Origin of the sequence: Leptospira koniambonensis, assembly GCF_004769555.1 — a bacterium.
GTDB classification, from domain to species: domain Bacteria; phylum Spirochaetota; class Leptospiria; order Leptospirales; family Leptospiraceae; genus Leptospira_B; species Leptospira_B koniambonensis.
The window spans coordinates 234,349-255,118 of sequence record NZ_RQFY01000012.1; the positions used below are offsets into that span (position 1 = coordinate 234,349).

General features: G+C 39.5%; 15 protein-coding genes and 1 tRNA gene. 10 read left to right on the forward strand and 6 right to left on the reverse strand.

Annotated elements, in window-relative coordinates:
* The first annotated feature begins 47 nt into the window (after nucleotides 1–47).
* From EHQ52_RS19000 to EHQ52_RS19010, 3 genes are read left to right on the forward strand one after another with little or no spacing between them, the layout of a single operon-like run.
* On the forward strand, nucleotides 48–7,139 hold the full coding sequence (locus EHQ52_RS19000; protein ID WP_135616949.1) for an FG-GAP-like repeat-containing protein: 7,092 nt from the start codon (nucleotides 48–50) through the stop codon (nucleotides 7,137–7,139).
* Entirely contained in the window at nucleotides 7,136–7,813 is a 678-nt protein-coding gene (locus EHQ52_RS19005; RefSeq protein WP_244244960.1) for a hypothetical protein, read from the forward strand. The genes EHQ52_RS19000 and EHQ52_RS19005 overlap by 4 nt, the downstream gene beginning before the upstream one ends.
* Nucleotides 7,814–7,864: 51 nt before the next feature.
* Nucleotides 7,865–8,302 carry a TIGR04452 family lipoprotein gene (locus EHQ52_RS19010; protein WP_135616950.1) on the forward strand — a complete coding sequence of 146 codons (438 nt, stop codon included), beginning with the start codon at nucleotides 7,865–7,867 and terminating at the stop codon, nucleotides 8,300–8,302.
* An 8-nt stretch (nucleotides 8,303–8,310) separates the two neighbouring features.
* Here the strand turns inward: EHQ52_RS19010 and EHQ52_RS19015 are convergent, their stop codons facing one another.
* From EHQ52_RS19015 to EHQ52_RS19030, 4 genes are all read right to left on the reverse strand, one after another.
* Entirely contained in the window at nucleotides 8,311–8,952 is a 642-nt protein-coding gene (locus EHQ52_RS19015) for a TetR/AcrR family transcriptional regulator (RefSeq protein WP_135616951.1), read from the reverse strand.
* A complete protein-coding gene (locus EHQ52_RS19020; RefSeq protein WP_135616952.1) occupies nucleotides 8,949–10,406 on the reverse strand; it encodes a phytoene desaturase family protein in 1,458 nt (485 codons plus the stop codon). The genes EHQ52_RS19015 and EHQ52_RS19020 overlap by 4 nt, the downstream gene beginning before the upstream one ends.
* Nucleotides 10,406–12,049 carry a DUF3556 domain-containing protein gene (locus EHQ52_RS19025; protein ID WP_135616953.1) on the reverse strand — a complete coding sequence of 548 codons (1,644 nt, stop codon included), beginning with the start codon at nucleotides 12,047–12,049 and terminating at the stop codon, nucleotides 10,406–10,408. The genes EHQ52_RS19020 and EHQ52_RS19025 overlap by 1 nt, the downstream gene beginning before the upstream one ends.
* 70 nt (nucleotides 12,050–12,119) lie before the next feature.
* A complete protein-coding gene (locus EHQ52_RS19030; RefSeq protein ID WP_135616954.1) occupies nucleotides 12,120–13,625 on the reverse strand; it encodes an ATP-binding cassette domain-containing protein in 1,506 nt (501 codons plus the stop codon).
* Nucleotides 13,626–13,864: 239 nt separating this feature from the next.
* Here EHQ52_RS19030 and vapB point away from each other — a divergent pair, with 239 nt between their 5' ends.
* Nucleotides 13,865–14,095, forward strand: a complete 231-nt coding sequence (gene vapB, locus EHQ52_RS19035) for a type II toxin-antitoxin system antitoxin VapB (protein WP_135616955.1) — start codon at nucleotides 13,865–13,867, stop codon at nucleotides 14,093–14,095.
* Nucleotides 14,092–14,493: a type II toxin-antitoxin system tRNA(fMet)-specific endonuclease VapC gene (gene vapC, locus EHQ52_RS19040; RefSeq protein ID WP_135616956.1), complete on the forward strand. Its 402-nt coding sequence runs from the start codon at nucleotides 14,092–14,094 to the stop codon at nucleotides 14,491–14,493. The genes vapB and vapC overlap by 4 nt, the downstream gene beginning before the upstream one ends.
* A 296-nt stretch (nucleotides 14,494–14,789) precedes the next feature.
* On the opposite strand, the gene EHQ52_RS19045 is transcribed toward vapC, so the two are convergent.
* Nucleotides 14,790–14,861: transfer RNA gene (locus EHQ52_RS19045), tRNA-Arg, on the reverse strand.
* Nucleotides 14,862–14,931: 70 nt separating this feature from the next.
* Between EHQ52_RS19045 and omp85 the strand changes: the two genes are divergently transcribed.
* Both omp85 and EHQ52_RS19055 read left to right on the forward strand, forming a co-directional pair.
* Nucleotides 14,932–16,374 (forward strand): Omp85 family outer membrane protein, encoded by a 1,443-nt coding sequence (gene omp85, locus EHQ52_RS19050; protein ID WP_135616957.1) that lies wholly within the window; start codon nucleotides 14,932–14,934, stop codon nucleotides 16,372–16,374.
* A 275-nt stretch (nucleotides 16,375–16,649) separates the two neighbouring features.
* Entirely contained in the window at nucleotides 16,650–16,994 is a 345-nt protein-coding gene (locus EHQ52_RS19055) for an LIC10421/LIC12816 family protein (RefSeq protein ID WP_135616958.1), read from the forward strand.
* Here EHQ52_RS19055 and tmk read toward each other — a convergent pair.
* Nucleotides 16,988–17,581 (reverse strand): dTMP kinase, encoded by a 594-nt coding sequence (gene tmk / locus EHQ52_RS19060; RefSeq protein ID WP_135616959.1) that lies wholly within the window; start codon nucleotides 17,579–17,581, stop codon nucleotides 16,988–16,990. The two genes, EHQ52_RS19055 and tmk, sit on opposite strands and share 7 nt — an antisense overlap.
* Nucleotides 17,582–17,674: 93 nt before the next feature.
* Here tmk and EHQ52_RS19065 point away from each other — a divergent pair, with 93 nt between their 5' ends.
* Genes EHQ52_RS19065 through EHQ52_RS19075 form a run of 3 tightly spaced genes read left to right on the forward strand, consistent with a single transcriptional unit; the run spans nucleotide 17,675 to nucleotide 20,768 of the window.
* Nucleotides 17,675–18,814 carry a trypsin-like peptidase domain-containing protein gene (locus EHQ52_RS19065; protein ID WP_167492237.1) on the forward strand — a complete coding sequence of 380 codons (1,140 nt, stop codon included), beginning with the start codon at nucleotides 17,675–17,677 and terminating at the stop codon, nucleotides 18,812–18,814.
* Between the two features lie 9 nt (nucleotides 18,815–18,823).
* Nucleotides 18,824–19,855, forward strand: coding sequence for a Holliday junction branch migration DNA helicase RuvB (ruvB, locus tag EHQ52_RS19070; protein ID WP_135616961.1), 1,032 nt, complete (start codon nucleotides 18,824–18,826; stop codon nucleotides 19,853–19,855).
* Nucleotides 19,833–20,768 (forward strand): energy transducer TonB, encoded by a 936-nt coding sequence (locus EHQ52_RS19075; RefSeq protein WP_135616962.1) that lies wholly within the window; start codon nucleotides 19,833–19,835, stop codon nucleotides 20,766–20,768. Before ruvB ends, EHQ52_RS19075 begins: the two co-directional genes overlap by 23 nt.
* The last annotated feature ends 2 nt before the right edge of the window (nucleotides 20,769–20,770 follow it).

Below are 20,770 nucleotides of genomic sequence, written 5' to 3' on the forward strand. Positions count from 1 at the left end.
AGACCGGAACACAGTTCCGGAAATTTACAGAAGGATTTGGCAAGCTAATGTTTAGAACCGGAAGATATTATGTAATTATTATATTTTGTAGTGCAATTCTGCTTTTAGCTTGGAATCCTCTACGCCCGATTTACTCTTTTTTTTCCACATTATTTGGATTAGAAACAGAGATACCTCTCCCATTTCCGGACGTTAGTGTAAACTCTTATGGGAAACCTGGGTTTTCACTTTCTATCCAGGTTCCTCCTGGAGCAGGGGATGTAGTTCCTGCAATTAATATCCAATATTCAGGATCTTCTTCCGGGATTTTAGGCAAGGGTTGGTCCTTGGGTGGATTTCCTCAGATCTCTAAAAACCCAAACTTAGGTGTTCATTTTGGTTCTTCCGATGGATTCACTTCTTCTCAATTTGGTGAGATGGTCTCAGATGTTAGTGGGAATTATAAATTCAAATTCGAAAGTTTTTCTAAAACAGAATTTGATGGTTCCGCATGGAAGGTCCGAGATAAGAACGGTATTATTTACGAATACGGTAAAAATATTTCTGGAGGTTCAAATTCTAGATTGGATTCAGATGGAGCTCCTATCGTTTTCTATTTGGATAAGGTCAGAGATAGATTCGGGAATGGTTATGATATCCAATATGATACTGAAAATTTACAATCAGCTGATGTTTTACCAAAAGAGATTGTATACGCCAGAGGGAATGGACGGATCCTTTTTATCTATGAGGACGGGTCAGAAAGATTTGGAGAAAAAATATTCTTCCTGACAAAATCATTTTCTCGAAAGAAAAGATTAGAAAAAATTGAAGTATATGCAAAAGACTCTTCAGGTTCTGAAAATTTAAGCGAGATCTACGAGTTCGATTATGATGTTATAAACGGAGAAACATTTCTTTCTTCTTTCCATCGCAAAAATTATAAACCAATTGTATTCTCTTATTCGAACGGATCGAATCAGGCCCAATACGTAAAATCTTCCGGAAAAACATTCCAAAATTCTTATAGAGCATCTGACCCGAGTGTAAGGACTTTTTGCGATGCTACTGCTTCGGCCTGCGCTTGCACTGCTGATTGGGGTTGTATAGTTGCAAGTCAATACAGTGCTCCTTCTATTTGCCAGGCAGGAATCGAAAATTTCCAGGATATTTGTACGAACGGAGTGGAAATGTCTTTTGCAGTTCCCGCGGATATAGATGGGGACGGAAGTCCTGAAATGATCCGCATTTTGGGAAATATGGACAGCCAAAAATTTTCAGTCTCTAAACTTTCTTCTTGGGATAATGAAAACTTAGATCCAATCTCTATGAGCGGGGAAACGAAAGGAAGTCCAATCGGAGTCACAACAGAAGGTAAAATTTTTCCGGGAGATTTTAATGGAGACGGTAAGACTGACTTCTTAGTTCTAAAGTCAAATGGTGCTAAAGGGATCGTGTATTATGGTCCCGATCTAAATTCAGTAGAATATTCTGAACTGATCGCAGAGAATTTGCGACAAACTAAACCTTATCATTTTTTAGCTGATGTAAATGGAGATGGTAAGACAGATATTTTGCAGGCAAAAACTTCTACCAAAATCCAAATTTATCTTTCTACGGGTTCGGGTTTCCAAAAATCACAATTATTGAATATTACAGATCCAGGAAATTCTTTCCAAGGATTTGCGGATATGGATAGGAATGGGGTTCCAGATCTACTTAGGATCAGTGGGACATCTGATCCAAGATTGATCGTAACATTCTACGATTTTAAAGATGGAAATTTGGTAGAATTAGAAGAAACAGAAATTTCAAGATCCTCCTTTGGAAATGATGGAGACCAATTCATTTCGGATCTAAATGGAGATGGTTATCCAGATTTTGCATTTTTCTCAGGTGCTACAAGCCAAGGGACTATTCATTATTATCCATTCGATGGAAGAAAATTTAGAACGAATGGCGGTGGAGCATTCCAAACTGTTAATGTAAATGGAGCTTATGCTTCGAAAGAAAAACAAAACTCTTCTTCTGATACTCAGGTATATGTAGAAATTGATCTTACTGGGGATGGAATTAAGGATAGGGTTACATATAATTATTCTGATCTTAGTAATCCATTTTTTACGGTAGAAGTTTATGATACTTCAGCTTCTGGTTATCTTCCCGGTTTTTCTTTATATTGGAATCAAGATTTACCCAAAGACTTAAATGGAGATGGGGTTCCAGATATTCTTCGGGCAAATGTAAGCACTACAGAAGAGCCGGATAATGAGGATGAAGATTCTCTTCCTCAGATCATAACTGTTCGGAATTTTTCAATAAATATTACAAATATCACATATTATGAAATCTCTATTGATCTGAAAGATTATCTCTCTGCTTCAGACTCCTCCGGAACTCCTTCAGAGAATGCTTATTTCAATTGGAGAAATAAAAAAGAATTCATAGATCTAAACGGAGATGGAAGAGCTGATTTTTTGAGATACGATTCTTCTGAATCTAAGCTGATCGTTTCTTATTCTAAAACCGATTCAGATGGAAATTTATTTTATTCTGCGGATGGGGATGAGTCTTGGGTGACTGGAGGGTATCTTCTCCCATTAGATATCAATGGAGATGGAAAGCCTGAACTTTTAGGTCTAAATGGTGATAAAAGACCTATGCGATATTCTATACCGTCTGGTATTCCATTTGTGAATACAGTTGCGTATAGACAATTTTCCTATGAATCCAATTTAGAATTACATCTTTTGAAATTTCGTCCTGGTATTCCCGCAGGTCTTTTGACTAAGATTGAAAACGGTTCTTATGTTTCGGATGGAAATGTAAGTGCCGAGTTGGAATATGTACTTTCTAAAAATCATCCAACTGCAAATGGACTAGCTGTAGCTGATCCGGATCATCCTGAAATTCTTCCTTTAGTGTTTCCTGATTTTCTTACAGTAAAACTTTCTCAAAAATCTGGAACTACGATCTTTGGAGAAAATTCATATAAGTATTTTTCTTCCAGATTTTATAGAGGTGGATTCAGGAATTCTGGATATTTGGGGTTCCAGAAGGTAGAAGAGAAAAATACAATTTCAAACTCTATTACGGAAACGAAATATGAGTCTCCGTTTTTGGAAGCGGCCGGAATTCCTACATCTCAGACAAAATTTAAAAATGGGATCAAAATTTCAGAATCTTATAAAAACTTCCAAAAATCTTTTTCTTCAAATGGCGGAGTTCAGATCCAAGAAACAGATAGTTTAGAGAATGTATATCAGTCAGGACAGTTATTCCAATCTTCGACGGTAACAAAAACCTACGATAGTTATGGGAATATTATTCGCAAAGATACGAGCATTAATGGTACCACTGCGAGCGAAAAAGTTTCTTATTTGAATGATTGGATTGAAGGTGTACTCGGAAAACCTCAAGATATCCAAGTTTTGAAAAATGGGGAATTAGTTTCTCATCGAATAATAGAATATTCTAATTTTCAAATATCTGGGGTGAAAGAGGAGATGAGCCCTGGCATTTGGAAAACTGAATCTATCCAAGCATACGATTCTTTTGGAAATCCAAATCTTGTAAAAGAGTCTAACGGAAATTTAGTCACTATAGAATATGATAATATTCTACATAAATTCCCTCTTAAGATAACCAATGGTTTGGGCCAGGTCACATTAAAATCATATGATTTTTCGAATGGTTTGGAATTATCCAGCACGGACGAAAACGGGAGAATTTCCAGGACGGAATACGATTCCCATGGAAGGCCGTCAAAAAGTTATCTACCTGGGGAAAACGATTGGTCTGAAAAAATCGAATATGAAAATACCGGGGACCTAGAGAATCAGCTTGTCCGAAAAATCTTCCGTCGTAGTAATGGAGAGACTTGGCAGGAAGATTTGAGTAATAATATTACTAAGATTTCTAAACGAAGAAGCAGCCTTGTGAACGGATATATTCTGGTTGAGGAAACTCGCCTGAATTTAGAGGGTCAGGTCACCAGGAAAATCGATCCGTATATAGAAGGTTCCAATCCTTTCTCCTGGACGGATTATACGTATGACCAAGCTGGCAACCAAATCAAAAGTGAAAGAAATGATGGAACAGTAATCGAATCTGAAACTAGTGGTTTGATCTTTAAGACCAGGGAGCTTCTTAACGGAAATCTAATTAAAGAAACCGTTGAGGAGAAAAATTCACTGGGCCAGGTAATTTCTTCTACACAACAAGGAAAGACCACGCGTTATTCTTATGATTCCGCAGGAAGAATTTCTGAGATCATCGATCCTGAAAACGGGACCACATATATTGAAACAGATTTCGGAGGAAGAAAGACCAAGGTTATTCATCCCGACTCTGGAAAGATAGAATATGAGTATGATCCTAATTCTGGAAAATTATCCAAACAAAAATATCAGAACGGCTCTAGTTTACAATATTTCTATGATAGTTTAGGTAGAGTTTCCCAAGTTAAGGGGGATTCTCCTGAAACAGGTGCAGTATATTATACATATGAATATGATGATCCAGAAAAAGAGAATGGGATCGGACGATTAACTAAGGTTACGGACCCGCTTGGAACAACTGAATTTGGATACGATATAAGAGGGAACCAAAATTTACTCATAAAAAAATTAACGGAAGAGGATCTAAGTTTTGTAATTCGTAAAAAATTTAATCTTCAAAATCAGATAGAAGAAACCATTTACCCCGACGGAAGTATTTCGAAAAACTTATATTCCGAAGCAGGATTTCTTTCCGGGATTATATTAACTCCTGGAGATGGAAGCGGTTCAGATTTTCCAATCGTTCAATACCAAGGACCAATATTGGAAGATGGAGAACTAAAGATCCAAAGACAATTGGGGAATGGTGTCAGAACGGATATATATTATGATTTAATAAAACGAAGACCTAGCAGATTTGTTTCCGTTAAAGATACAGAAATTTATCAGAACATAGAGTATAATTACGACCAATTCGGAAATTATCTTTCTATCCAGGATAAAAAGAATCCCGTTAGGACACAAAATTTCCAATACGACTCTGTAAATAGATTGGTAGCAGCTTCTGGAGTTTATGGAACGGAAGAATATACATATTCTGATTCAGGAAAATTACTTCAAAAAGGAAATCTATCTTATTTTTACGAAAACCCTTCTCATAAGAATGCGGTTACCAAGGTAACTGGACAAAATCATTCTTACCAATATTCGTACGATGGTTCTGGAAATATCATTTCCAGGAATGGAGAAAGTTTTCGTTACGATCCTTTCCAAAAATTAAAAGAGATAAAAACAGAAGACCAAGATAGTATCCGATTCGATTATGATTTTTCGGGAACCAGGATACGAAAGACAAAATCCAGTGATTCCACCAAGACAATCAGTTTGGGCGGGTTGTATGAGGTCGTAATCTCTCCAGGAAAATCTCCACAGCATACATTATACTTCCGAGGAAACTCTGGAGATCTAGTCGCACAATGGACTAGAACAGATGCAGTACTTGTAAATTACCAAGATGGTAGCGCTTCTTCCCGAATCTCTGGAATAGAAACCACTTGGAAAACATTGGCATGGGCAGCGAAAGATAACTCAATTCGAGGGATTAAATATCTATTCTTAGTTCCAGGAACTAATTTAGGATTTTTGTATATAACGATTCTTTTAGGGTTTGGATTTGGACTTCTTTCCTTTAGGGAAGGCGTTTGGAGATCCGTCTTAAAGTTTACTTCTCCGATCTTGATCGTTTCTTTTTCTAACTGCTCGATTTTGATGCCTGGTGGTAATGGAAATCCTCCTTGGCTCATTCCTCCTCAATTCGATTCCAATACTCCTAATGTAAATACTCCATATGAACCTGGAGGGCCAGGTTCTGGAGCGGGACTTCCTGTCGGCGGTTTCTTATTTCTACATCCGGATCATTTAGGTTCTATCACGATGGCCACAGATGGAAATGGAAACCGGATCGCTGGTGGTGACCAGGGTGGAGCTTCACATATTTCTTATAAACCTTATGGAGAGATCCAGCGAAATGATTCCTCCGGACCTGATGTATTTCGTTATAAGTACAACGGACAAGAAGAAGATAAGGAAACAGGTCTCTATTATTTCAAAGCAAGATATTATGATCCTCTAATAGGAAGATTTTTGCAAGCAGACTCGGTCATGGACACAACAAGACCGATGGGAATGGACTTGTACATGTATACCGAAGGTAATCCAGTTAGATATACGGATCCAAGCGGGAACAGTATCTTGAGTAGTTTTTTGGAAAGAAATGGGCTCGGGTTTTTAAATTTTAATATTTCATTAAGTACCTTCTTTAGAAATGCATTTTATGTAAGTTCTCAACGTTGGAGTGACGCAGGCCTAGGTATTGCAATGGCGTTAAACCCAGTCGGCATAGTGGGTACTGCTTTAGGAGCTGGGGCAGTGGCTTCGATGGCTGCGACTACTGCAATTGCTACTGGGCTTGGACTTGCACTCGGAGCTGGAATTGCCGCTGCAGGAGTAGTGGCCTTGGCGAGTGCTGCTGCATTTACATTAGGCAGTACTGTCGCCGTTGTGGCTGCAGCTTCCGGTGTTGCCGCTGGTACTCTTGCTACTGGACTAGCTGCGTCTGCGGCGGGAACAGCAGTGCTTATTGCTTTAGCCGCATTAGCAGTTGCATCCATTTTAGCAATTACTGCACTCGTGGCTGCAATTGGGACTGCTCTTCTTGTGAGCGCTCTCATTCCTATTTTAGCATTCACAGGATTAGGTGTTGGATTAGGGCTCCTAGGTACTACGTTGTCTCCTTTTACTCTTCAAGCATACATCGCAGGTGGATTTTCTAAATCAAGTTTCAATAATATACATTGGGACGAGCAGAACGCGAGAACTGCCGCGTGTTATGCAGTAGTGGGGCAGGTGGCTGCGATGGCAGGATTTGCTGGATATTATGTTTATACAGCTGTTGTCGGGCAAGCTTCGGTAATTGGAACAATTCTTAAATATGGTGGTTATGCCTCCTCAGCAAAAAGTGCTTTAGAGAAAGACTGGTCATCGGTCGGCACTGATCTCTTAGGTTATGGAATTCAACTTATTTGGAACGTCTCGATCCCTCTTGGTTTAATCGTAAAAGGTGGAGCTGCAGCTCAACAAGCTTGCGGAGGAACTTTGTGAGAATTAAAGTTCTTCTTCCGCTTTTTGGCTTACTGATTACGTTTATTCAGTGTATTCCTTTAGCAGGTTTTGGCGGTTATGATAGAGGATGGACTCCTAAAGAATTTCATCAGAATTTTCTAAAATTCGAAATTAAAAATTTCAAAGAGAGGAAGAATTACGAACCCGATCGTTTTTTTCATCAGGTGAATCAATATCGATTCATTCTGAAATGGTTGGATCCTGATATATATTTTCCTTATGCCAAAAATGATAGGATTCCTCGTCATATCAATCCTTCTGAAAATTATTATCTAAATAAGAAAGATTTTCTTAATCGAAATAAGATTAGGCAAATATTCGAGGGTGATCGTAGGGACTACTTTGCTTACGATTGCGAATATTGGATGCCTCTTTTGCCGGGCAAAAACCAGTATAAAATTTTTATAAATGATGAAATGGAAGGCAGAAGAGATGGTGTTGAGCCTGAATTCGATCTTCCGGAAGGACACTCGATCAGAATGAAAATTACTCCTGCTATGAGGACGAAAGGATCTGACCCATTAAATGGCGGAACTGGTTGGTATTCGACTGATCCTGAACTTACTAGAAAAGGATTTATTATTGAATTCACGGTTGAGAAAAATCGTCCCGGCGAACAGGAACCAATTTGTGATCTTGGAATTGGATCTTAGCAATATAAAAAGTACTAAATCTAAAATAACAAAACATAAGGAAATGATAACATGAAAAGAATCTACATAGTTATGTTGATCTTACTTTCTGTTGCGAATTGTCTCGCGATAGATACATTAGGATTAACTGATACTTATAAGGGAGATGTTGCAAAAGAAAAATTGTTAGCAGCTGCCAAAATAGGAGATTATTTGACTGCCACTGCATATTTTACTGATCAAGGTTATACAGGATCTGAATTAGATTCTTATGTAGTTGCACAGGTCGTACTTGTTTCTTTGATAGATGAGGCAGTTTTTAATATAGATGAATCTAAATATTACAAAAAGAAAGACGTGGACAAATGTGCTCAAGTGATCCAATATTTAGGAGTCATAGTGGATTATGATTCTTTTACAACATTCACGACCAATCGAACTTGCCGTTTAAGTCCGAATGATATGTTCTTTGATCAAAATATTGGTAATAGCTCGAATAGCGGTAGTTGATACCGCTTTTAGCCCTCCAGCAACTCCTTATCTTCTTGGATCACTGTGGAAACATTAGTGATCCCTCCTTGGAAAAGAAGGCCAAGATAATCGGATAATTTTCTAAGATTATAGCCGTCCTCTTTTGCAAGAAGTACCATCGCCTCAAAGCCTGCTGCCACCATCATGACTGAAGTGATCCGGATTGGATGTGCAGGGAAGCCGCCTTGTCCCACCATTCTTTCTAGGTCACTGTCCAATTCTTCCAAGATATAGGTCATGGAACCACCTTGGAATAAATAACCACGTATAATGTCTCTGTTCCTGGTCAATAGATCCAAATGGATTCTTTCCTGCATCATCACATGGAAAACTGCGTAATATGCATCGCTTAAGAAAGCGAGAGGAGTTTCTGCTTTTGCTCTGGCCTCTCTAATTCCTTTCCGGATACCTTCTGCTAATTCATCTGCGATATCTTGCATTACAGATTCTTTATCTTTATAATAATTATAGAATGTGCCTTGTGCAAGACCACTTTCTCTGATAATTTCTCTAGTAGAGCATGCCTCGAATCCTATCGTAGCAAAAACCCTGCGGGCTGCGTTTAGGATCGCGTTCCTATTTTTTGTTTTATTGTCCTGTCTTCTGGACCCTGAAGTTGCTATTTTCATTTTGAATAACGAATCGATTTTAGTTTATGAATTTTTTTTAATACTGTTTTGGCTGCGTAGTAACCGCACATTCCATGTACTCCTCCTCCAGGAGGTGTGGATCCGGAACAAATATAAATATGAGGATTTGGAGTGGTGTATGGATTCATTCTTGCGATTGGTCTGAAGAATGCCTGAGGAAGATCTGCTGCTCCCCCAGTGATTGCTCCGCCCACATAGTTTAAATTATAAGAATAAAAGTCCTTTGTATTCATGGAATGTCTGGCTAATATTCTGTCCTTGAATCCAGGCGCGAATCTTTCGATCTGATTTTCTAAAATTGCAGTCATATCCTTTGTAGAACCTGAAGGAACATGGCAATATGCATATCCGGTATGTTTTCCTTTAGGCGCTCTGGTAGGATCAAATTGGCTTTGTTGAACTACCAACATATAAGGACGATCCGGATGTTTTCCTGACCATACTTCTGATTCTGCTTTCGCTATTTCAGATAATTTTCCACCTATATGAACTGTAGATGCCTTTAAACAATTTGGATCTTTCCAAGGAATCGGTCCATCTAAAGCCCAATCCATCTTGAATACTCCAGGTCCATATTTATAAGATGAGATCCTGCTAATATAAGAAGAAGATAATGTATTTCCTGCAACTGACCCTAATTGATCAGGACTTGTATCAAATAGAACCGCCTTTGTTTTAGGAAGTTGTGATAAGCTGGAAACCTTATAATTGGTTTGGAATTTTACTCCGAATCCTTTCAAATAAGACTCCAGAGATTTCGCGATCATCACCGATCCGCCTTGTACTACTGGCCAAGAACGAACATGCCCAGTCAAAGAAAACAAAAGTCCGAGTGCTCCACTTAAGAACTTCTCTAATGGAAAAATAGAATGTCCAGCGCAGCCTGCGAATAATGCCTTGGCTCTTTCTTCTTTAAACCAAAAGTTTGCGAGTGATTTTGCAGGAAGAATGCCCAATAAACCAAACTTTGCTAATAAGAAAGGATGTTTTGGAATGCCAAGAGGAGCTAACGCATCAGATAATAGTCCTTCTGGATTTTTTAGAAATGGAGAGATCAGTTTTATATAGGATTTTTTATCTGCACCTAATTCTTTCGCAGTTTCTTCTAATGATAATTTTAATAATACTGCAGATTCTCCATCCAAAGGGTGGGCCACGGAAGCTTCTGGTTCAATCCATTTGAGTCCGTGTTTTTCCAAAGGAAGTGTTTTTAAATAAGGGGATAAAATTCCCATAGGATGAGCAGCGGAACAAACATCATGATGAAAACCTGGCAAGGTTAACTCTTTCGTTCGTAAGCCGCCGCCTATCGTATCCGAAGCTTCCAATATTAAAACTGAAAGTCCAGAACCCGCCAAAACGGAGGCCGCAGCCAATCCGTTCGGGCCGGATCCTATGATACAAATATCATATTCTTCGGAGCTGAAATCCATTATTTAGTCGGCCAAGGTTGGAGTTCCTTCAAATCGGCAACTTCTATCTTTCCGTCTTCTATCAAACCTTTTTCAGCGTCATGGATCCTGTAGTTAATAGTAGATTTTCCTAATGGTTGACCTTCTATAAAGATACAACGTAGTTCTTCATCCTTGAATCCACATTGTGCTTGTACGGATCTAAGAAGTTGTTCACTATGAAGGTGACCTTCTCCGAAATTCCAACCAACAACCATTCCTGCTACTAGTTCACCTTCTACCCATTCGTACTTTTCAAAGTTCTTAACTGCTTTTGGTACTAATTTTTGGAATGCTTTTCCGTGTAAGTGCATGAGTCGGAACGCCATTACCTTACTCACTAAACCTACAGATACTTTTCTTTCGTAGAACATATCCAACTGATCGTATAGCCATCCAGAAGTTTTGGTAAGCTTCTCTAATTTTTTATAACTATCTTCTTTGAACATCCATACACTTACTGCCCAGTTTCCTGCGTAATATCTCATCGCAAGTAAGAAGGATACCCAATCAGGTCTGATATTTCCGATGATCGGAAGTGCAAAAGAGAACACGAATAAGAATGCTGCAACTGGTACAGAATCTAATTGGAAAGGTGTGATATTTGAATTTGCTCCGAATAGGAAGAAAGCAGAGTAAACTACCAAGAAGTTCCATTCTATTGGAACTCCCATTGGGAAGTTACTTGTGATATAACTATGTAGGAATACCATCATCCCGAGTCCTAAGTATAGAACTGTTTGAGAACCTGTCATGATCGCAGTAAATAGAACGATAGGAGTTCCCATTTCCAAAACGATCCCCATATTCGCCTTTGCTACCGCAGTAGAAGAAGGACGAAGATCTTCCGGATAATTTTTATACATCGCCTTTCTGAACCAAGCAAAAGGAGTGAAAGGGCTATTACTTGCCATCACACAAACCACACTCGGGAAGTGAGAGTTGAGTTTAGAAAACCCTGCGAATAACCAGATAGAAAGTTGAACGATCATCGCGCCTGCGATCCAGTTTTGCGCGAATGCAAATACCACTATTGTTACCCAATAATGTTCTGCTCTTGCCGCAAGAAAAACAGTTTTATCTAATATACCTGCGATAACCAAGCCGATGATGATCGGTAAAAATTGTTCGAAGCCAGGAGCAGGGTGGATTAAACATAAAACAGAATAAACTAAAACCGAAGCATAAGCTACGATTTCTAGAATTCCTCTTGTTCTTCCTCCAATGATTGGAGCTCCTTCGAATAAAGGCATTTTAGTGGTTTTAGGTCTTAAGAAATATAAGAATCCGCCAACTGGAGGAAAATATCTTCCCGTTAAAGGACCGCTTCCGCATCCAAGTCCTAAGACTTCGAATAACAAACTCCAAACGATTGCTTTTTGAAAAGCAACCGGAACAAACCACCAAGAGATGGTGTCCCAGGTTCCTAGACCAGGACTAAAAGAGCAGAAATAAATCCAACCTGCGATGTATAATGCTATCTTTAAGACGTAAACGATATATGCTCCAAGAGGGGAGCCGTAACCTTGGACTGCCCAGGCTTGGCAGGACAAACGAGCCCTGTCCGCGAACGACATTTTCGCCCAGGCCAAGGCATCATAGGGGGGAGCTTTAGGAAGGAACATCTTTCTCTCCGTATTCTATATTTAGAGGGAGTGATATACGGGAGTCGATAGAATTGTCAAGGAAAAATGACTAATTGGTCACATTTAGAATGTGTTTTATAGCAAATTCTTCTTGGATCCCACAGTTTTCTAAAAACGACTCATCGTGAGAAATGACTATAATCGCCGCCCTGAACTCACTGATCAGCCTTTCCAGAAATTCTATATTGCCCAAATCCAAATTATTTGTGGGCTCATCTAAGAGTAGAAGTTCCGGTTTTTCAGTACTTAATAGCCCTCTTGCTAATGCTGCCCTCAATCTTTCTCCTCCGCTTAGAGTATGTACTTTTTGAAAAACTGTGTCCTTGAAAAACAAGAATTTTGCCAATCCATTCCGGATCTCACTTTCATCTAAGATAGATACATCTCTCACATTTTCAAAGATGGACCTGGAATCATCTAATTGATCGCATCTTTGGTCAATATAGAGAGTATTCAATTTCCCTAATGTAATCGATCCTCTTGTTTCCAAGTCTGATCCCAGTAATGCTTTCAATAAGGTGGATTTTCCGGATCCGTTTAGCCCTTTAATTGCCATCCTTATATTTCCTTTCCAGGAGAAGTTTAGATCTTTCTCATAAATCCAATCTTGGAATCGAATATTAAAATCCTTTGCCTCTGCCACTAATTTTTGAGAAGGTATTTCTTTTCCGGAAAGATTTGCATACATGATCGGATCTATTTTTAATCGATCCATTGCTTCATATACTTCTGTGATCTTTTCATTCGCTTTTTCTAAACTGGAAGTATTAATTTTCCCGGAAGTGATCTGAGCATTACTCTTACGAGCCCCCAGTAATATTTTAGGTGTTCCTCCTTTTGCCGCTGATTTTGCACCTTTACGATTTCTTTTTTCTTGTTTTTCAATCTGTTCTATTCTTTCTGCTTGTGCGATATCTCTTTCTCTTCTTGCTTTTTCCAAAGCTGCAGCCGAATTTTTTCTTTCTTTTTCTTTTGTTTCTTCGTAGGAATTCCAGCCGCCTCCATACTTGTTTAAACCTTGATTAGAGAGTTCCAAAATAGTCTCGCAGAGACTCAGGCATTCCCTGTCATGGGATATGAGTAAAAATCCGTATTCATATTCTTTCAAAAATCGTATCAAAACTTTTTTTGCTTCCTGATCTAGATCGTTTGTGGGTTCATCCAATATTAAAAATTGGTCTTCCAATTTTTCTGCCAGACGAACTCTCATCCATTGTCCTCCACTCAGGTTGTCACAAAAACTTTTACGATCAATTCCTGTTAAAAGTTTTTCTCCGAGTAGTGACCAAGAGTAATTTTGTAAATATTCTTCTATAGTGATCCGTTCCGGTTTTTCTCTTTGGGGCAAATAAGAGACTGTAGAATTTCTGGAAATTTTTCCTTTGCTAGTTTCCATTTCTCCTACGATCAATTTTGCAAGACAGGTCTTTCCAATGCCATTTGGACCTACAAGAGCAGTACGTTCTTGTCCGAGAGAAAAATGTAGATTTTGAAATAAGATACGCCCGTCCGAAAATTCGAAAGAGACGTCATTTGCGACGATACTTGATTGCATAACAAACCCTTTGCGCGGTTACACGCAGATTAATAAAATCGATTGGGGTGGGTTTGTTTAAGATGCCATAAGACTCCGGTTGCCCAGAGGACTATTAGACTAAGGAAGAAGCGTTAAAATTGCAAGGAAATTATAAAATGCCTTATCTGGACTAAGTCTTTAAAAACTTCGCATCGCTGTCGCATAGTTTTCGAAAAGAAGCTCTTGACATAGTCAAAAATATATATTTCAGTATATATATGAATAAAGCGAAAATATTTAAAAATGGAGACAGTCAAGCAGTTCGTCTTCCCAAAGAATATAGATTTAAGGGTAAGGAAGTCTATATCCATAGGGAGGGAGAGGTCGTTATATTGACTCCTATTCAGGATGCTGTTGATAGACTTTGGAATACTTTAAACGAATTTTCCGATGACTTCAAAATAGAAAGAGATCAGCCTAAAGAATATGATCGGCGCGATCCTATATGAATAAGTATCTCTTAGATACGAACATCTGCATTTATATTATAAATCAAAGACCGGATTCAGTTTATAAAAAATTTAAGAAGGTAGCTTTAGAGAATATCTACATCTCTTCTATCACTGAATTTGAATTATATTTTGGAATTGAAAAGAGCCTTCATAAAGAGAAGAATAGAAGAGCATTGGCTGATTTTATCGGGTATTTGAATATCTTACCCTTTAATAGCAATTCATCAGCAATCGCTGCTAAAATACGTTTCGGTTTAGAGAAATCGGGCAAGCCGATAGGTCCTTTCGATCTATTAATAGCATCTCAAGCTATTTCTAATGATCATATCCTTGTGACTAATAATGAAAAAGAATTCAAAAGGATTAAAGAGCTAAAAATTGAGAATTGGATTTAAATCTACCTACCGGGACTCGCCGTTGATGCTTGGAAATAGAATTTCTCCCTATGGGTCGAAATTCTGTGCAATCTCGCATCCTGCTCGATTTGGCTCCACGGCGTCTTTTGCACTCGCTTCACCATCCATGGCTCGCGGCACATTTGCGACGCTCTCTATCTGTGGTTTTGATTATAATACAGCCTGTTTGATTTAAGATTTGGCTTCACTTCGCTCGCCACCCTTTGGGTATTTTGCTCCCTATGGGTCGCAAAATAGATCGCTGCAAATGTTTACGTGCAAAAGCTTCGAGTCCTTGTACCTACCGGGACTCGAACCCGGACCCCAGGCTCCGGAGGCCTGTACTCTATCCGTTGAGCTATAGGTACTTATGTTGGTGAGTTTTTGTGACTTGTCCAAGCAGTCAATCTTATTCAATTTGCCCATAGGCGGTTGTATTTGTTTTCTCTTCGGCATTTTTTTTTAGCCTGTGTATTGGTCCCCGTTTCGATCTTTTCAGAGGGGGAGAAGGTTGCAATTGACCTTAACGAATCCAAACGTCTCTCTAAACAAGAGCTGGAAGAAAAAAGAAACGGTTGGTATGCAACTGGTCTTCCTGTTTTTTCAGAAGATCCTGTTAGAGGCCAGGGGTATGGTGCCAGAGGATTTTTATACCAGAATGGAAATCGTTCTGATCCTTATTTTGAATTCCAACCTTACAAATATAGATTCGGTGCCCAAGCTTACAAGACTACTAAAGGTGCAGACTATTATGAATTCACTTTTGATAGTCCCTTTCTTTTCGATACTGCTTATAGATTGAAGACAAGTGTTTCTTATAGCACCAATAAAAATTCTCAGTATTTCGGGATCGGAACTGATACGTTACGCGAAATCCAATATAGAGATAGGAATCAACCTACAGGCGAACTGAAAAATGGAGGAAGTTTCTCCGATCTAGAGGATGCACTTTCCTATCGCAGACCTTCTTCTCCAGGATCTGTATATCCGTATGAAAGTAATCAGTTGTACAATACTTACGAATTTCGTTCTTCTACAGCGACATTCTCGGTGGATAAAACTTTTTGGGGAGCTTTCCGTTGGATTGTTGCTCCTGAGTTTTCTCAAAATGTGATCCGCACTTATGATTATCCAAACGGAAGAATTGCAACGAATGGAGATTATTATTCCGTAGCGAGAGATCCTGCAACTGGTTGGGGTTCTACTTACCCAAACGGAATGTCGAAACTAACCAAGGACTACCAAGCTGGTCTCATCAATGGTTATCATGGTGGAAATGTAAATTATATCCACGTCGGTCTTGCTTACGATACTAGAGACTTCGAGCCGGATCCTGATTCTGGCGTTCTATTAGAGATGAATTATTCTTCTTCTTCCAAACGTGCTGGTTCAGATTTTGAATTTGAGAAGTTTTTTACTCAGGGTAAATTTTTCTATATGCCTTTCCCAAAACTTTTCGAAGAGCTTGTGGTTGCGGGAAGAGCAGGTCTTCATTATTCTAAAGGAGAAGTCCCTTTTTCAGAATATCGTTATATGTGGTCCATTGATGGGCCGATCAACGGACTAGGTGGTCTACAAACTTTAAGAGGTTATAGACAGGAAAGATTTATCGCTCCTATGATCGGTTTTGGGAATTTAGAGATCCGCTGGAGATTTGGATCATTCAAATTTTGGGATCAATTGATTACTTTAAGCCTTGTTCCCTTTTATGATTTTGGTAGAGTATGGAATGGATATCATGATATAAGCACCCAAGGTTATAAATTTTCTTATGGAACGGGCCTAAGAATTATCTGGAACCAAGCCACAGTCATACTTATAGATTACGCTAAGTCCAGAGAAGATTCTCAGTTATTCATCGATATAGGCCAGATTTTCTAGACCAATCCTCAAAATACTTTAAAATAAATTGAAGTGAATTTTTTGCCTTCCCCTCCGCCTGCACTTCCTGTGCAGAGCTTCGGGTCGCTTCGCCATCCTGGCTTCGCTCTCAGGCAAATAAATCCACTTCAAACATTGCTTTATAGACTTCTGAGTATGGGCTCTAGAAAATCTGAATATCGAAATTTGCTATTCAAGATTTGTATCTTCGAAAGACTTGAGTTCGGCCGGACCAAAAATACAAATCGGTTTTAGAACAATCAAAGAGAGTCAAGATGAAGATCCAATCACTTGTCGTATTAATTTCAATTCTGTCCTTGTTTCCATTCGCACTTTCTTCCTTCTCCGCAGAAGAAGAAACAAAACTGATCGAAAAAGCACTGGTGGAAACTCTATCCACCCAAGAACAAAAAGAAGCACTTCAGAAATACCTGACCAATCTTTCTAAAAAGAAAAGAAATGAAGCGACTCATTTGAGAGAACTTGCTTCTACAGAACCAAAACATCATTCTTCTCAGGCTCGAAAGAAGAAGTTAGTGGAACTTGCAGCTCAACTGGACAAGGAAGCTTCTATCCATGAAGAGACCTTGAAAACTCTGCAACAGTCCTTAGTTCAATAAGAGATTTTTTCAGTTACTAATTTTAATAATTCTTCCGTTGGGAGTTTCGCATCCAAGCGGATGGTATTCTCCGGAAGAATTTCTTCGTAGGCTTTTTTGATCTTAGTCAAAGCGCTGATCGTTTCGAATCTATCCTTAGTAGTATCTCTTCCCTTCAATCTCGCCAAAGCTTCTTCCGGTTCAATTTCCAGATAAAAAACCTTTTCAGGTTCAGGAAATCCTCTATCTAAATTCTTTTTTAGGATCTCATTTGCGGAGAAAAATTTTCCAGACTGATAAGCCGCAGTGGAATACATGTACCGATCCAGTAGCACGATCTTTTTTTGGGAGAGGGAAGGTAGAATATTCCTTTGGAGTGAAACTTCTCTATCTTCTAAAAATGCCTGGATTTGTTTTTCCGGAGAAAGTTCAATTTCTCCGCTTAAAAATTTTCGCAAGTATAGTCCGGATTCGTACCGAGTTGGTTCTGCAAAACAAATTGCTGGAACATGTTTGGAGGTAAGAAGGTCTAATACTCGGACAGATAGGGTACTTTTGCCACTTCCGTCTAAACCTTCAAAAACGTAAAATCCTGGTATTTGTGCCATGCGTTTGGATTCGAAAGCCACTTGACATGAGTGGTTTTGCTTCGAATGCTGAAAGCTCATCTACCGGAATCCCATTCCCGAGGACAGGAATCCATGAAAAAAACCGACAGATTCAAAAATTTCCTGGTGATAGGCATATCCGTAATGGCCGGAGTGATCCTCTCTCCGATCCTATATTGCGGAACAGGAAACGACAGCGCTTTATTTTTAAACGCAAAATCAGATAGAGAACCAAGTGCATCCGCAAAAGCCGCAGTCTCCATCCAAAAAGCATTCGAAGAAGTTTATGAAAACGTTTCTCCAAGTGTTGTTTTGATCGCCACCGAAGGAACAGTAAATGTTCCTCAATACAACGATCCATTCCAAGAATTTTTTTACGGACCTCAAGGTAGAGTAAGAAACCAAAAAAGAAAAGTGAGCGGACTCGGTTCCGGATTTATCCTCAACAAAGAAGGATATATTCTCACCAACGATCACGTAGTTCGTAATTTCGATAAATTTAAAGTAGTTTTTAAGAATGTAAAAGAACCGGTTTCCGCTAAATTGATCGGAACAGACCCAATGATCGACGTTGCACTTCTAAAGGTAGAAGCGAACCAAGATCTACAACCTATCGAGATCGGAGATTCTTCCGCAGTGAAAGTAGGGGACTGGGCAATTGCGATCGGTGCTCCATTTGGTTTAGAACAATCTATGACTGTAGGAGTGATCTCTAAGGTAGGAAGAGGTGGTATCGATAATTCTGGAGTTCATTATATCCAGACAGATGCTGCTATCAACCAAGGAAACTCAGGCGGTCCGCTTCTGGACATCAATGGAAGAGTAGTTGGTATCAACCGTATGATCGTTTCTCCGAGTGGTGGATCTATCGGTTTAGGTTTTGCAATTCCTATCAATGAAGCCAAATCAATCGTAGAAGAATTAAAATCCGGCGGAAAAGTCAAACGTGCTCGGTTGGGAGTCGCTTTAGATGATCTTACTGAAGAGACGGCAAAGGAACTTAAACTTTCCGGACCAGAAGGTGCATTTGTTCGCCAAGTCCAGAATGGTAGCGCTGCCGCAGAAGCTGGTATCGATGTAGAAGACGTGATTCTGGAGATAGACGGAGCTAAGATCAAGAACGCAAATGATGTAGTTTCTAAGATCAGAGCTTCTAAAGTGGGACAACGTGTTTCGATTGTTGTATTTAGAAAAGGCCAGATCTTAAAAATTTCGGTTAAGCTGGCGGAGTGAATAAACCCTTTGGCAGGACATACCTTAAATCCGGAGGATAAATTTGACGATGAGATATCTCTTCGTCCCTCCTTATTCTCCGAGTTTATAGGACAAAAAGAGATCCTGTCCAATCTAGGTGTCTTCGTAGGAGCCGCCAAAAAAAGAGGCCAGGCCCTGGATCATGTACTTTTATCCGGGCCCCCAGGTCTTGGCAAGACCACACTTGCAGGTATCATTGCCCAAGAGCTTGGCACTCGGATCGTAGTAACTTCTGCTCCTGTTTTAACAAGAGGAGCAGACCTCGCAAAATTACTCACAGATCTAGAAGAGAGAGATATATTATTTATAGATGAAATACATTCCCTAGGCCGCAAGGTAGAAGAGATCCTATATCCTGCGATGGAAAATTTCATGATCGATCTCCTCGTGGGAGAGGGGATCACAGCTCAAACCATTCAGATCAAATTAAAACCGTTCACTTTGATAGGAGCCACTACTCGCAGTGGGCTCATCTCTGATCCACTCAAGAGTAGATTTGGTATCCATTTCCGTTTGGAATATTACGACGATGCCGAAATGAAAGATATCGTCCTAAGGTCCTCCAAGATCCTGGGTTATGAGATAGAAGAAAACGCTGCTTTCGAGATAGGAAGAAGATCCAGAAAAACCCCAAGGATCGCGAATCATCTTCTCAAAAGAGTAAGGGACTTTGCAGAGGTAAAAGGAGAAAAAACAATCCGGATTCCCTCCTGCGAAGAGGCATTTTCCCGCCTCGGGATAGATGAATTGGGCCTCGATAGAATGGACCGCCAGATCTTGGAATGTATGATCGATCGGTACAAAGGCGGGCCAGTAGGTCTAAAACCGATCGCCGCAGTAATCGGAGAGGAAGAAAGGACTTTAGAAGACCATTACGAATCCTATATGGTAAGAGTTGGCTTGATCAATAGAACCTCTTCCGGTAGAGTAGCCACGGAGAAGGCTTATAAGCTGATGGACAGAGTCCCTCCGGCTTTCGGCAAAAGAATAGAAGAAGATGCGGCTCCCGGCCTTTTTTAAAAGCGAAATAGATAATACAGGAGATTTAGGAGAAGACGATCGTCGCCTTCTATTCGCCGCGTTTTTCGTATTTGCATTTGCTTCCTTCTTAGTCGCTCACCTATTTACACGCAATATTCTATTCAAAATTTTGGGAGAAGACCCGATTGTTCAGGTAAAAGAAAGAGCGGAACGAGAAAAAATTTACGAAGTACTATTAGAACAAGAATTCGTTGATAAAAAGATCAAGGATGAATACAAAGCACTGTCTAACGTAGAATCTGCAGGTTCAGGCGGAATTACAAAGGAAAAAGGATTTCATACACTTTCTCCTTTCCGTGAATTTGTGATGGGAAATATTTTCAGAAATCCTTCCAAGGCAAGTCCTCAAAATTCTCAAAAGAAAACGGAAGAAGAAAAAGTATACGAAGTCGCTATCTTAAAACAAGATCCTGTAGAATTTACAAATCCAAATGAACAAACTCCGGAGCAAACTCCAGCTACCGGAAGAATGACTAAGATCCCATTCAATTATCGTTTCCAACAAGACATGTTATTTCGCTGGGACGGAAGTTCTTCTATGAGTATTCCTACTAAGAAACTCGTGGGTTACGAATATTTTAAAAGAATGCTCCGCCAGATTGAACAAAGTTTTTCGCCTCCGGGTGGAGGAAACTTTGGATATCGTGACGGTGCTGGAACTGTTATCAGAGAGGCAATCGAACCAGGAGAAGCAAAAGTCCAATTTTTGCTAAACGATGCAGGTCAAGTCATCGATACAAAACTTATCTCTTCACAAGGACAAGCTCTCGTAGACCAATCCTGTGTAGATGCACTACGAGGACAAAATTTCGGAAAAGTTCCTGAAGATGTAAAAGCGCAAGGAATGATCTACGGAATTACTTTTATCTTCCCTCGTATTTATAGAAGATAATC

Coding starts and splice junctions, on each gene's coding strand:
- EHQ52_RS19000 (WP_135616949.1), top strand. CDS start 48: ATGTTTAGAACCGGAAGATATTATGTAATTATTATATTTTGTAGTGCA.
- EHQ52_RS19010 (WP_135616950.1), top strand. CDS start 7,865: ATGAAAAGAATCTACATAGTTATGTTGATCTTACTTTCTGTTGCGAAT.
- EHQ52_RS19015 (WP_135616951.1), bottom strand. CDS start 8,952: ATGAAAATAGCAACTTCAGGGTCCAGAAGACAGGACAATAAAACAAAA.
- EHQ52_RS19020 (WP_135616952.1), bottom strand. CDS start 10,406: ATGGATTTCAGCTCCGAAGAATATGATATTTGTATCATAGGATCCGGC.
- EHQ52_RS19025 (WP_135616953.1), bottom strand. CDS start 12,049: ATGTTCCTTCCTAAAGCTCCCCCCTATGATGCCTTGGCCTGGGCGAAA.
- EHQ52_RS19030 (WP_135616954.1), bottom strand. CDS start 13,625: ATGCAATCAAGTATCGTCGCAAATGACGTCTCTTTCGAATTTTCGGAC.
- vapB (WP_135616955.1), top strand. CDS start 13,865: ATGAATAAAGCGAAAATATTTAAAAATGGAGACAGTCAAGCAGTTCGT.
- vapC (WP_135616956.1), top strand. CDS start 14,092: ATGAATAAGTATCTCTTAGATACGAACATCTGCATTTATATTATAAAT.
- EHQ52_RS19055 (WP_135616958.1), top strand. CDS start 16,650: ATGAAGATCCAATCACTTGTCGTATTAATTTCAATTCTGTCCTTGTTT.
- tmk (WP_135616959.1), bottom strand. CDS start 17,581: ATGGCACAAATACCAGGATTTTACGTTTTTGAAGGTTTAGACGGAAGT.
- EHQ52_RS19065 (WP_167492237.1), top strand. CDS start 17,675: ATGAAAAAAACCGACAGATTCAAAAATTTCCTGGTGATAGGCATATCC.
- EHQ52_RS19075 (WP_135616962.1), top strand. CDS start 19,833: ATGCGGCTCCCGGCCTTTTTTAAAAGCGAAATAGATAATACAGGAGAT.